Source organism: Vibrio sp. TH_r3 (assembly GCF_033101115.1).
In the GTDB taxonomy this organism is placed as follows: domain Bacteria; phylum Pseudomonadota; class Gammaproteobacteria; order Enterobacterales; family Vibrionaceae; genus Vibrio.
Window position 1 is genome coordinate 190,532 of record NZ_JAWMPW010000001.1, and the last position, 12,883, is coordinate 203,414.

Annotated in this window: 10 protein-coding genes and 1 other annotated feature; of the genes, 4 read left to right on the forward strand and 6 right to left on the reverse strand. The window is 39.3% G+C overall.

The annotated features are described in order from the left end of the window. Positions 1-240 precede the first annotated feature (240 nt). Positions 241-2,640 carry a DNA polymerase II gene (locus R3X26_RS00810; protein WP_317715218.1) on the forward strand — a complete coding sequence of 800 codons (2,400 nt, stop codon included), beginning with the start codon at positions 241-243 and terminating at the stop codon, positions 2,638-2,640. 55 nt (positions 2,641-2,695) lie between these two features. Here R3X26_RS00810 and R3X26_RS00815 read toward each other — a convergent pair whose 3' ends face one another. Next, positions 2,696-3,463: a nucleotidyltransferase domain-containing protein gene (locus R3X26_RS00815; RefSeq protein WP_317715219.1), complete on the reverse strand. Its 768-nt coding sequence runs from the start codon at positions 3,461-3,463 to the stop codon at positions 2,696-2,698. Between the two features lie 231 nt (positions 3,464-3,694). On the opposite strand from R3X26_RS00815, the gene yeiP reads away from it, so the two are divergent. Both yeiP and R3X26_RS00825 read left to right on the forward strand, forming a co-directional pair. Continuing rightward, a complete protein-coding gene (gene yeiP / locus R3X26_RS00820) occupies positions 3,695-4,264 on the forward strand; it encodes an elongation factor P-like protein YeiP (RefSeq protein WP_317715220.1) in 570 nt (189 codons plus the stop codon). Positions 4,265-4,273: 9 nt separating this feature from the next. Then, entirely contained in the window at positions 4,274-4,612 is a 339-nt protein-coding gene (locus tag R3X26_RS00825) for an HI1450 family dsDNA-mimic protein (protein ID WP_317715221.1), read from the forward strand. Positions 4,613-4,672: 60 nt separating this feature from the next. Here the strand turns inward: R3X26_RS00825 and rluB are convergent, their stop codons facing one another. The 5 genes from rluB to rnm form a co-directional block, all read right to left on the reverse strand. Next, complete coding sequence (gene rluB / locus R3X26_RS00830; RefSeq protein ID WP_317715222.1) at positions 4,673-5,563, reverse strand: 23S rRNA pseudouridine(2605) synthase RluB; 891 nt, start codon at positions 5,561-5,563, stop codon at positions 4,673-4,675. Between the two features lie 456 nt (positions 5,564-6,019). Continuing rightward, a complete protein-coding gene (locus R3X26_RS00835) occupies positions 6,020-6,979 on the reverse strand; it encodes a transposase (protein WP_317715223.1) in 960 nt (319 codons plus the stop codon). Positions 6,980-7,235: 256 nt separating this feature from the next. Next, positions 7,236-9,164 carry a methyl-accepting chemotaxis protein gene (locus R3X26_RS00840; protein ID WP_317715224.1) on the reverse strand — a complete coding sequence of 643 codons (1,929 nt, stop codon included), beginning with the start codon at positions 9,162-9,164 and terminating at the stop codon, positions 7,236-7,238. A gap of 237 nt (positions 9,165-9,401) precedes the next feature. Beyond that, positions 9,402-10,022 carry an L-threonylcarbamoyladenylate synthase gene (locus tag R3X26_RS00845; protein WP_317715225.1) on the reverse strand — a complete coding sequence of 207 codons (621 nt, stop codon included), beginning with the start codon at positions 10,020-10,022 and terminating at the stop codon, positions 9,402-9,404. Between the two features lie 12 nt (positions 10,023-10,034). Next, a complete protein-coding gene (gene rnm, locus R3X26_RS00850; protein WP_317715226.1) occupies positions 10,035-10,898 on the reverse strand; it encodes an RNase RNM in 864 nt (287 codons plus the stop codon). A gap of 116 nt (positions 10,899-11,014) precedes the next feature. Continuing rightward, positions 11,015-11,116 (forward strand) — a sequence feature (Trp leader region). A gap of 196 nt (positions 11,117-11,312) precedes the next feature. Here rnm and R3X26_RS00855 point away from each other — a divergent pair. Further along, on the forward strand, positions 11,313-12,878 hold the full coding sequence (locus tag R3X26_RS00855; protein WP_317715227.1) for an anthranilate synthase component 1: 1,566 nt from the start codon (positions 11,313-11,315) through the stop codon (positions 12,876-12,878). The last annotated feature ends 5 nt before the right edge of the window (positions 12,879-12,883 follow it).

The following is a 12,883-nucleotide window of genomic DNA, read 5'->3' on the forward strand; positions in this document are numbered from 1 at the left end:
CGATAATGATATTAACCTATATTACTTAAGAATACTTATATTACGTAATATTACTTATTTGCCATATAGGCCTAGCGCAAACTTTCGATTAATTATTAGTAATATTGCTTAGCAACTCACTAAAATATCGTTTATTTTTTAGCTCTAAACGCGCAACGCAGGTAACATTACTCTACCAACTGGCTATTTGCCAACTTTAATTGCGACTATCCAACTATATTAAGCACACAAGGTCATAACTTGAATCTAGATAAGGGCTTTATACTCACACGCCATGCTCGCGACATCAACGGGTCAACACAAATTGAACTCTGGTTGAATACCGATAGCGGGCCGACCCAAATAAAGATTCAAGGAGAAAGAGTCCTATTCTTCATAAAGCAAGAAGATTTGGCCAATGTAGAATCTCTGTGTGGTCATCTCAATTTTCATGTGGAATTTAAATCGTTATCTTTGCTTGATTTCGAACAGAATCGTATCGTGGCTTGCTACTGTCCAACGCAACATATTTCAAATCAACTGATCGCACAATGCAAAGCGAAAGGCGTTGATACGATCGAAGCCGATATTCGTCTAACAGAACGATATCTTATGGAGCGGTTCATACGCGGTAGTGTTGAATTTACTGGTGTTTTTCGTAATCGATCTGCGCCGTCTAAACAGAATGACAATCAAAATCACCATAGTTATGTTGAAGTAACCCAAGCTAAGTGCCGTAAAGGAGATTTTCAGCCTAAACTTAGTTACGTTTCGCTTGATATAGAATGTTCCCAAACAGGGGAGCTTTATTCTGTAGGCCTAGCTTCTACTTTGGATAACAGAGTTATCATGATTGGTTCACCAGAGCCTTGCTCTACGCCGGTTCAATGGGTTGAAAATGAAAAACAATTATTAATTGCACTTATTGAATGGTTTTCTCGCTACGACCCCGACCTTATTCTCGGTTGGATGGTTATCGACTTTGATTTCAAATTGCTAGTAAGACGAGCAGAAGTGCATGGACTCAAGCTAAGCATAGGTCGAGCAAATCAAAACGCCTATTTTAGGGTATCTAGCAAAACTCAACAGGGTTTCATTTCTATTCCCGGACGCGTTGTACTTGACGGTATTGATACACTTAAAAGCGCGACCTACTCTTTTCGCTCATGGGCATTAGAATCGGTATCCCAGCAACTTCTTTCTGAAGGTAAAGCGATCCATAACGTTCATGATCGTATGGCTGAAATAAACCATATGTTTAAACACGACAAACCAGCATTGGCTAAGTACAATTTACAAGATTGTGTATTGGTGAATCGAATATTTGAGCACACCCAGCTAATTGATTTTGTTGTAGAACGCTCACGATTAACCGGAGTTGAATTGGATCGAATGGGCGGTTCTGTCGCCGCGTTTACTAATTTATACCTACCTCAGTTGCATCGTGCTGGCTACGTTGCCCCTAATCTGCATGCAGATAATTGGCAACCGAGCCCAGGTGGTTATGTGATGGATTCTTTGCCCGGTCTATACAATTCAGTATTAGTACTCGACTATAAGAGTCTTTACCCCTCAATTATTCGCTCCTTTTTGATCGATCCTTTAGGGCTCATTGAGGGGCTAAAAATTGAGGTTGGAGCCAAAGATAACCAAGCAGTTGAAGGTTATGTCGGGGGCCAATTCCACCGAAGTCAGCATTTCTTACCTAAGATGATTAGTGATTTATGGACAGCTAGAGATAGCGCGAAACGAAACAACAATAAAGCGTTCTCTCAAGCAATAAAAATCATAATGAATTCATTCTATGGTGTTTTAGGCTCAGCTGGATGCCGCTTTTTTGATGTTCGCCTCGCTTCTTCAATCACTATGCGCGGTCATGAAATAATGAAAAAAACAAAACAATTGGTAGAAGAAAAAGGTTATTACGTTATTTATGGCGATACTGATTCAACTTTTATTTCCTTACAACAAGCTTTACCCCATTCTGAAGCTAATAAAATCGGCAAACAGTTAGTGGATTATATCAATAGTTGGTGGACGACACATTTACAAGATCATTACGGACTCACGTCCTGCTTAGAAATCGAGTACGAAACCCATTATCGAAAATTTCTTATGCCAACCATTCGAGGTTCGGAAACTGGTTCAAAGAAAAGATACGCAGGATTAATTGGTGAAGACACGAATGAACAAATTATTTTTAAAGGATTAGAAAGTGCGCGCACCGACTGGACAACACTTTCCCAAGAATTTCAACTAGAGCTATATAAATTGGTTTTTCATGGTGCTGACCCATGTGAATATATCCGTCAATACGTTGAAGCAACCATGAATGGCGATTTTGACCATAAGCTTATCTACCAAAAAAGACTGCGACGCAAGCTCAGCGATTATCAAAAAAATATCCCTCCGCAAGTAAAAGCGGCAAGGCTGGCTGATGAAATTAATACTAAACTTGGACGTCCACTTCAGTACCAAAATAGAGGCCGTATCGAATATATTATTACCCTAAATGGTCCAGAACCTGCCGAATATCTTAAAAGCACCATCGATTATCAGCACTATATCAACAAACAATTACGACCAGTTGCAGATGCAATTCTTCCGTTCATTGGGCTCGATTTTGATAGTATTAATGCCCCGCAATTGGGCTTATTCTAGCGCCTAATTATTCTCGGTTTGGATGAATTATCAGGTTAAGGTGTGACTGTACTGTTTAGCCGATCCTAAACTCAGTTTTCTTATAAGCACTAATAAGCCATGAACCATATTCATCTAATAAAGCGACGACTGAACGTTTGGGAATATAGCGTCCTGAAAGCAGTATGGTGAGTCTTTCAATCTCTTTTTGCTTATCAGGATGATAAAATAAAAATACTTCAGCACATCGAATCGGATCATCAAACCAATGTTTATCTTTATGCATAATTAGGCTATAACTGGCTCTCATTAGCTTTTTGGCAATCACAATTTGATATTGCACTTGTTCATCTTTGCGGGTCGCCGCGGCTATTTTTTTTCGGTAATTAACGATCCATTGCTCTACATCCATATTCCAAAATTTAGCAATTTCCCAACTTGGTTCAAACTCACCATACCGTGTTGACAAATCATCACCCGACACACAAACACAACAATGCTTGAGCATAAAACCCCAAGTAATAATATTGTCGATCTGCAAAATTTCATTCACAAGCGGAAATTGAAAATTGAGTTCAGTTACAAATGGAAATGCCTTTCTAAAACGCCATTTAATCGTACTTAGTAAAGTTTGAAAACGAGCATCTGGCGTATGCCGAATTGCGACAACTAAATCCATATTGGAACGATGCTTTATTGCACTTTTTCTAGCAACACTTCCGTATAAATAAATGCTATGTAGATTATTACCTAACCCACTCTCTAGTGCTTGTACCAACTCTTTAATGACCCGTTGATAATCATCTTGAAAAGGAACAGAAGGGTCTATAACCGGCAATGACAAAGTAATACTCACTATTTAAGACAAATAAAACGCTTTCATGTCAATGATACTTATGTGTGTATGTAATAAGCCTAGCATAGATAATTAAGCATGAAAGTTAGCAAAATTAGAACCAAATCTAATATTAACTTCAATTATGCCTTGTTATAATTGGATTTCAATCTAGAGGTTGTATTCTATCCTTAATACCCCAATTTATGGGTTAACTTATTCATGTAAAGGTAAAACACAATGCCAAAGGCAAGTGATATCAAAAAAGGCTTTGCCGTAAGCCTCAACGGAAAAATCTTATTGGTTAAAGATTTTGACATTACAACTCCAGGTGGACGCGGTGGCGCTAAAATCTATAAGTTTCGTTTTAAAGATCTCGCTACGGGCGGAAAAGTAGAAGAAGCTTTCAAGAGTGATGAACTGCTAGATACCGTAGAAATGACGAAACGTAATGTGATGTTTTCTTATGTTGATGGTGATGAATATATCTTTATGGATAATGAAGATTATTCACAATACACCTTCAATCACGATGATATTAAGGATGAATTGCTGTTCATCAATGAACAAACCCAAGGCATTCAAGTTGTATTGATTGACGAAAAACCGGCCGGTATCGAACTGCCTGCTGCGGTTGAAATGGTGATAGAAGAAACCGACCCATCCATTAAAGGGGCGTCAGCGTCTGCACGCTCTAAGCCGGCAAAATTTGCTACAGGCTTAACCATTCAAGTACCGGAATACATTAGTACTGGCGACAAAGTAAAAATCAACACGTCTGAAACTAAATATATGAGTCGTGCCGATTAAGGATTAAAAATGACAGACAACACTGAAAACAATGAGCTAATGTCATACGATGACGTAATTGATACGGCTTATGACATTTTTTTAGAAATGGCGCCAGATAATCTAGAGCCAGCTGACGTACTGCTATTTACTGCTCAATTTGAAGACAGAGGAGCAGCTGAGTTAGTTGAGACTGGAGATGATTGGTCTGCAGAAGTCGGCTTCGAAGTAGACAAACAAGTTTATGCTGAAGTAAAAATTGGTTTAGTTAATGAAGAATCAGATATATTAGACGATGTTTTTGCCAGGATGCTCGTTAGTCGCTCAGCAGAGCACAAGTTTTGTCATATATTTTGGAAAAGAGACTAGTTTCTAATTACCATCGATGAAATAAAAAGAACGGCTCTCAAAACCGTTCTTTATTAGACTCTATTTTCTTACTTTTCGATTACGGTTTCCGCGACCTTTAGGAGTGCTCACTCTCTCTTCGTGACGTTTTACTGCTCGACGAATTTTTTGATGGCGTGAACGTTCTCTTTTACGTGAATCTTTATCCGGATCAATCATGGTGTTTTTTTCTGGTTTAAGATCAACAAGTTCACGCAGATAGTTAACTTCTTTTAGCTCCAACTCCATCCAGCCACCACGCGGTAATGTTTTCTCTAAGAAAATATCACCGTAACGAACACGCTTTAAACGACTGACTGTGGTATCTTGTGATTCCCATAAACGTCGCACTTCACGATTACGACCTTCATTTATAACCACATAGAAAGTATGATTCATACCTTCACCACCAGAATATACTACGTCTTCGAATCTAGCCATGCCATCTTCAAGTTTGACGCCTTTTACTACATTACGTACTTTTTGTTCGTTAATTTCACCAAAAACACGAACAAGATATTCACGCTCAACTTGACGGCTTGGGTGCATAAGGCGATTAGCCAGTTCACCATCAGTAGTAAACAACAAAAGACCCGATGTATTAGCATCTAAACGGCCAACAGAGATCCAACGTGCGCCCCGAATTTTGGGTAATCGGTCAAACACCGTCCTGCGCCCCTCTGGATCAGAACGGGTACACAATTCACCTTCAGGTTTGTAGTACGCTAACACCCGACATACCGTATCATCTTCTTCTTTGATAGAAACGACATGCCCATCTATACGGATAGTTGCACTTTCATCTTCCAGGCGTTCGCCCAGTTTTGCCACTTGTCCGTTGACGCTTACGCGACCTGATTTTATTAATGTTTCTAGCTCTCGCCTTGAACCATGACCAGCCCTAGCAAGGACTTTTTGTAATTTTTCGCTCATTAAAATATCCGTCGTTGTCGTCTTCACAGACGTCAATAATTGTATAAAGTAAAATTTGCGACGACTCTATTCATAAGAGCAGGTGCAATATTTTTTACGGTCGGAGATTATACATTAATTATTGTTAAAGTTGATAGCTCTTTATTTAAACGTCTTCTCCACTAGGACACACACCACTAACAACTAGCTCCAACCATTAGAACCATTAGGACATACACTGAAACAACCACCTCGTATATACGAATAACGAATATTGGACAGTCACTAAACAAATAGCACCAGTAAACCGAGGATAACTACAGTCTCGCACACTACTTTTTCTGTCTCATTTCATAATGGAAATTAATAAATTGATGCAGATACGAAAAATTAGAGCTAATTCAACAAGGATAGGGAAACAAAGCTAACCAGTCTTATACTGGCGTAGGGAGGGAAGATACTATTTTCACTAAGATTTTATTCGAGTTTATATAAGTGAATTTTAGTTCGATCAAATGCCGTTCTTGCTAGGATCAGGCTATTCGCAGAGCCTATGGCTGTTGCTCGTTTTTGTTCCAATCGAGAGCAGACATGTAACCAGTTTTGTTGGTTGATATTCAATCGTTGTAGGATCGGGGGTAAGGTTTCATCCATCGATGCTCTGTTCTCTCGGAATTGCCTTGCTGTCCAGTCAACTAATTCTAGATAATCGAGTAATTTGAAAGGCAGACCACTTTGCATTTTGTTGTCTGATTGACCAATGAATGGATGCAAGCACGGTGGCGTAAACTCATCACTGTTGAGTGACTTTAACCTCAATTTTATGGAAGTGTATTCCGATGTTTCAACTGTTTTTGCTACACCGGAACGAATCGGATTTAAGTCAACATACGTCATTGCGGCCGCGAGGGCATTTTCATCCAACAAAGCCTGACTTTTGAATCGACTTTCCCAAAAGTGCCCAGTGCATTGGTCTTCTTGATTCACCTTACAGGCAATGTCGTAGTTGAGCTCCTTCATAAACCAACTTAACGACCATAATCGTGTACGCCATATCTCAATGATTTCGTGGCACTTTTTCTGTTCTGCTTGGCTGGTTAGCTGATGGTTCAGCCAACGTTGAATTAAATCGGGCAGTTTATGTTGAAACTGCCACCGTTGAACTACGCCTAACTGAGACAGTGCGTTAGCTTTATCGCGATTAATATGTACCACTAAATGATAGTGATTATGCATCACGGCATAGGCACAAATATCGATGCAATAAGTATAAGTCAGCGCTTGTATTTTATGCTCAACCCACTCTCGTCGATGTTCATAGTTTATATTGGAGGTGCGATCAAAACCGCATAAAAAACTGTGCCTGACACATCTAGAGACACAGTGATAATAGGCTGTTGCTTCCAAAGAAATGAGTTGTTTTCGTGCCGTCGTCATGGTGATCCTTATGTGTTTTGTACCACAATAACAAGCTGAGTATTTAAAGGAAATTGAGCGTGTATAAATTGAACAAGTGTGACAGAAACTCAGTCGCTTTCTCATACTATTTGGTGTGTGTCCTTTTTAAAGTGTGTGTCCTGTTTAAAGTGTCAAGGTACTGTTTGATGTGTGTCCTTTATACAGAACAAGTATTACGCTGTTTCTCGAATGCGAGCGATATCTACCGATACCGCTCGCGCAATTACACTCTAATTTATACTTTAAATTTTTTCACTAAGTCATCCAATGTTAATGCCATTGATTTTAAAGACTCACTTGATCGCTCCATGCTTGCTGCAGAAAGTGCACTTCGATCACTACTGTCGCTTATATTCACTACATGAACATTTATTTCATTAATTACCGCTGATTGTTCTTCAGTAGCGGTAGCTATTTGCGTATTCAAATCAGAAATATGTTGAATATTCCCCACTATCTCTTGTAATGCATCACTTGTTTTAATCGCAGCTGAAACACCTAATTCAGCATGCTGTTTACCTTCATGAACCGATAGAACTGCAGCTTTAGCTCCATCCTGAAGTTCTGTGATCATTTTATGAATCTCGTCAGTAGATTCACTGGTTCTTTGTGCCAAATTTCTCACTTCGTCTGCTACTACCGCAAAGCCTCGACCTTGTTCCCCTGCACGTGCAGCTTCAATGGCAGCATTCAATGCCAGCAAATTGGTCTGTTCAGAAATGCCTCTTATAACGTCCAACACACTAGTAATAGACTCTGTTTTTTGCGCCAGAGATTCAATATTAGACGAAACATCTTCCATATTTTCAGCCATTTGGGTAATAGTTGAATTAGATTCAGTAACAACTCCTTGCGCATTTAACGTCATCTCTGTTGCTTCATTAGTAGAATGTGCAGCAACACCAGCATTACTGGCAATTTCTGCAATTGTGCTGCCCATTTCATTTATTGCTACAGACACTTGATGAGCCTCATCACGTTGATTGTCAGAGGAGACCCTTGACCCCTCTGAATCGCGATGTACCTCTTCAGACGCACCTTTTACTTCTATAGCAGTAGTCGAAACATCTCTCACAACGTTTCTTATTTTCAATACAAAAATATTAAAGCCTTTAGCTAAACGTGCTATTTCTTCCGAACCATTTTCATCGATTTTAGTAGTAAGGTCGCCCTCACCTTCACCAAGTTCTTCGAATGCCACCGCCATTTTATCAAGTGGTTTAACCAAACTATTAGCTAACATTATACTAATCGCTATAAAGACTAATGAAATAACGCCAAAAGTCATGATCATGTAATCTCGTGAGCTGTTCAAACCTGCGTATAACTCTTTTGTTGGTACTTCAGCAATAACGTACCAACCTAGAGTAGGAATATAGCTTGACGCGATGAGTAAATCGGTAGTTGACTGGAAAGCAAAGTCTTTCTTATTGATTAAGCTTACGGAATCGATCTCAGGGTATAAATCCTTGATCATCGCCTTCTCATTCAGGCTTTGATCGTTATGTACTTTCACTCTACCTGAGCTATCGACTAAGTAAACAAAACCTGTCTGCTCAATTTGAAAACTATTTAAATACGTCACCATTTCTTTAAAAGATTTAGAGACACCAGCAGCACCTTGACCATTTAATTGTTGATAGTTTACAAAAATATCAACATCGCCTTCACTACCATAATACACACTCGCAGACTCAGCTTTTCCACTGTCTTTAAACTGAAAAAACCAAGAATCTCTATCTGGTAATAATGTTCTTAGAAAACCATCTTGGTTCCAATATTTAGCCGTTTCTCTATGTACAAAAGAAGCATTAGTAAAGCCATTATCATTGGCTAGATTTCCTAAATACTCAATTAGATTTTGTTCACCAGACTCACTTTGCCCCTGTTCAAACCAATCTAATATCATTACGTTGTTAGCAATAGACCTTGTTACCACTTCCATACGTAAAATTTCGCTATCTACCGCGTTTCTTACTCGCAAAACTAAGTTAGGCAAATCTGATTGTTCTAAGCGAGTCACGAGTAGTTCTTTGGTCTTCACTTGACCAACAAACGCAACAACACTAGTTGAAACAACCACTGCTAAAAGCATTGCGATTATTAGTTTATTTTTAATTGATAACTTGGAGAAAAAATTCATTCTATTATCCTGTCGATTCATAGACACTACCTTTATCTAGTAATTTTTTCTTATTAGTTGATTAACTACCCAGAAAAAAATACCAATGCTTAATACATAGTATATCGGCAGCACATAAGTAAAGTTTAAAAGATAAATTGCTTTATTTTATTAATCAGATGACCTAAAACTGCAAACAATAAAAAAACGCCTCACAATGAAGGCGTTTAATGTTTGGCACACATTAGAATTTGATTGAACTCATTAATAGTACTTATGTTATTCAAAAGGGCTAGGGTCACCTGCTCCTAACCTAATTACGGTTGGTGTATCGTCACTAAAATCTATAACTGTTGTTGGTTGTTCACCCAAATAGCCGCCATTTAAGATAAGATCCACCATATTTTCTAATTTATCGCGAATTTCATCCGGATCAGACTCTGCAACATCGCTTTTAGGCAAAATCAAACTGGTAGACATTAGCGGCTCACCTAACGCTTCAAGTAAATCAAGTGCGATCTTATTATCTGGTACTCGAATACCAATGGTTTTTCTTTTTGCATTCATCAACCGACGAGGAACTTCTTTAGTTCCTTTAAAAATAAAGGTGTACGCTCCCGGGGTATTGTTTTTCAGTAAACGAAATGCGGTGTTATCTACTCGTGCGTAAATAGACAATTCAGAAAGGTCTCTACAAAGCAGAGTAAAATTGTGCTTATCGTCCAATTTACGTATACGACAAATAGTATCCAATGCCTTTTTATTCTCTAATTGACAACCTAGTGCGTAGCCTGAATCTGTTGGATAAACAACGACACCACCATTACGAATAATAGCAACCGCCTGATTAATCAGTCTCGCTTGTGGGTTTTCCGGATGCACATAAAAAAATTGACTCATAATAATTCCTCACTACCGAATACTATCGGTACTTAAAGTGGGAGCTAACCCCCAGTCTTGCCAAATAGGTTCTACACCAGCAGGCAACCATAAGTTGCGTCCTAGCTCTGTCCATGGTGATGGATAATGAAAGTCCGAGCCTTGAGAGGCTAATAGATTGTATTGTATAGCATAATCTGCCAAGTTTCGTCTTTCTTGTTGACTTTGCTGAGGAAGTGCAACTTCAATGCCTATCCCCCCAGCGTCACTGAAGGCCGAAATAAGTCGTTTTATCCACTTAGCTGTCAATTGATAACGGCCAGGATGCGCCAAAACAGCTTTACCACCCGCCGCATGTATTGCGCGTACTGCTTGAGCAATAGAACACCAATTCGGCGGAACATAACCTGGTTTATCTCTAGTTAAATATTTTTTAAACACCTGTTGCATCGTTTTAGCGTAACCGTTATCGACAAGCCACTTGGCAAAATGAGATCGAGTTATCGGTGCTCCATCAGCTATCACTTGTACTTCTGCAAGAATCGACGCTTTAGTCACTTTCGCTAACCGTTGAGCTATGAGTTCTGAGCGAGCAATTCGGCGCTGCTTTTGTTCTTCGATAAGTGTAAGCAACTCAGCATTATTAACATCTACGTTTAATCCAACAATATGAATATCTTTATTTTGCCATACCGTTGACAGTTCAATGCCACTAATTAATTTTATATCAAGTTCATTGGTTTGAATATACTCATTAGCCGTTAAATATCCAGCCATTGTGTCGTGGTCAGTTATAGCTAACACATTGATATTAAAATCAATCGCCCTATCTACTAATTGCTTCGCAGACAAACGTCCATCTGACGCTGTAGTGTGGCAGTGAAGATCTATTTTCATTTATTACTTGACTTTTTCTCTCAGTACTAGCTTACTAGTACATAATTTCAAACAGGAGTAAGTCACCTATGTTACAAGAATCTATCAAAAAACCTAGCGATAAAAGCAAACTAGCTCTGTGTTGGTGGCGTATTGATTCTGAAACTAGGTGGGTTAACGAAACTGTTTAATGGACAGAATCGAATTCAAAACCCGCTTATTTCAGCGGGTTTTTTTATGTTTTTAATATTGTTACACCAGTTGATATTTTTACCAATAAGAAGTAATTAGCGTTTGGTTTGAACAATTTTTCAGCAATCAAGTGTGATCAAAGCAATCTGATTTCATTAAAGATTGGGGTTAGTAAACCTTTATGAGAGTATAAACATCGACGCTGTGGTTTAAAGTATGCTGTATTATTTAGAGGATGTCTTAATGAATAAGGCGATTGAAATTAAAAAGAAAGGCCAATTAGAAGTTATCTCGCAGACTGTCCCTTACAGTGAAGATCCGACTCGCATTTTTCAGGTTTTGTGTGCAGATAAAACTAATAGCTTACTGCTTGAATCAGCGGATGTTGATTCTAAAGAAGATTTAAAAAGTATGCTGTTAATTGACGCAGCAGTTAGAATCGTATGTAACGGGCATACCGTAGAAATGCAGCCATTAACAGAAAATGGTCACCATGCAATTAAGCGTATTCAATCACAATTGTCCCACAACATCATCAATGAGTATCAAAACGGCAATCTGGTTTTAATTTTTCCTCAGCCCGATACTGAAATCGATGAAGATAGCAGACTAAGAGAAGCGTCTTCTTTTGATGCGTTGAGAATAATTCGTCACAGCTTTGATATTGAAAATAAAAATAAATTTGCACTTTTTATCGGGGGATTATTTTCCTACGATTTAGTGGCAAACTTTGAACCATTAGGTAAAGCAGACACCACAACAAACTGCCCAGATTACGTATTTTACCTAGCTGAAACACTGATGATTATCGATCATCAACAGAAAACATGCTCGGTTCAAGGCTCCGTATTTGATGCCACACAGCAAACCACTCAGCAGGTTACTCAGCGTTTGCAAGAAATAGTCAGTCACAGTACCGACCCAGCACCACTACGCGATACCGTAAAATTAAAAAACTGCCAAGCGACACCAAGTGTTACGGACCAAGATTTTTGCCAAATTGTTCGCGACTTAAAACAATTTGTCGTTAAAGGTGACGTTTTTCAAGTGGTTCCATCGCGCCGATTCTCTTTGCCTTGTCCTTCACCACTCAACGCCTATAAAGGCTTGAAAAAAAGTAACCCAAGCCCGTATATGTTTTATATGCATGATGAGTTGTTTACTCTATTCGGTGCCTCGCCAGAAAGTGCGCTCAAATACAGCACGACAACCAATCAAGTTGAGATTTATCCAATTGCAGGTACTCGTCAACGCGGTAAAAACCGAGACGGTTCGATTAATCTCGATTTAGATGGTCGTATTGAATTAGAACTACGCAGTGATATGAAGGAAAACGCCGAACATATGATGCTGGTTGATCTAGCACGAAACGATGTGGCCAGAATCAGTACTGCAGGCACACGCCACGTAGCAGATTTGCTCAAAGTTGACAGATATAGCCATGTAATGCACCTCGTCTCCCGCGTCGTCGGCCAACTTAGAACCGATTTAGACGCACTGCACGCTTATCAGGCTAGCATGAATATGGGCACATTGACTGGTGCGCCTAAGATCCGAGCCATGCAACTAATACGCGATGTTGAAAAAACTCGACGAGGCAGTTATGGCGGTGCGGTCGGCTATTTAACCGGCGAAGGTGATTTAGATACTTGTATCGTAATTCGTTCTGCTTATGTAGAAAATGGCATCGCTCAAGTACAAGCTGGAGCAGGTGTGGTTTACGATTCCGATCCGCAAGCAGAAACAGATGAAACGCGTGGCAAAGCTCAAGCCGTGATTTCCGCCATTCAACATGCGCATCAGGAGTAAGGCCC